The sequence below is a fragment of the Paraprevotella clara YIT 11840 genome, from assembly GCF_000233955.1.
Lineage (GTDB): Bacteria > Bacteroidota > Bacteroidia > Bacteroidales > Bacteroidaceae > Paraprevotella > Paraprevotella clara.
This window is the reverse complement of record NZ_JH376683.1, coordinates 388-967: the sequence shown is the minus strand read 5'-3', so window position 1 is coordinate 967 and position 580 is coordinate 388. Positions and strand designations below refer to the sequence as shown.

Below are 580 nucleotides of genomic sequence, written 5' to 3'. Positions count from 1 at the left end.
CTTTAAAATATTAGGAAATACTTTTCTCTTTTTCTTTCTGTTATTTATGGCAGGCTTTGTGTTTAACAAACTATATTGGAAAATCAAAAAAACGAAATAACCTTTAAAAAATTCAATTATCTATGAAACTAAATCTTTTGATTGCTACTACCTTATTTACACTATGTGCTGCTGGCGGCTATGCACAAGTGACTATCAATCAAGAAGCAAATATTGCTGAAGCAATGGAACTAAAAAAAGAAGTAGCTCGAAATGAAAGTGCTTTTCAGGTGCAGATTTACAACGGCAATATCACTGAAGCCAACAAAACCCTTTTAGAAGCTAAAAATACCTTTAAGCAGTACCCCGTGCTTCTATCATTTGAATCGCCTAATTACAAAGTACGTATAGGGAGCTTCCGCACCCGTTTGGAAGCAGAAAAAAACCTTTTTGAAATCAAAAAGACTTACCCAGCAGCTTTTGTAGTAGGGTTAAAATAAGCTTCTTTATAAGAGGGGAATATTATGTTTAAGAAGAATTCACTGCGCTTTCAGATTTTCTTGAGTATGACACTCTTAGTCTTGGTGTCATTTGCTCTTTT

1 protein-coding gene is annotated in these 580 nt (G+C 34.0%); it reads left to right on the top strand.

Translation table 11 applies throughout. The features are described 5' to 3' along the window. Positions 1–122 precede the first annotated feature (122 nt). Positions 123–479: an SPOR domain-containing protein gene (locus HMPREF9441_RS17055; protein ID WP_008623407.1), complete on the top strand. Its 357-nt coding sequence runs from the start codon at positions 123–125 to the stop codon at positions 477–479. Positions 480–580 lie beyond the last annotated feature (101 nt).

Excerpts from the sequence above, each read along its gene's own strand:
- HMPREF9441_RS17055 (WP_008623407.1), top strand. The coding sequence starts at position 123 with ATGAAACTAAATCTTTTGATTGCTACTACCTTATTTACACTATGTGCT.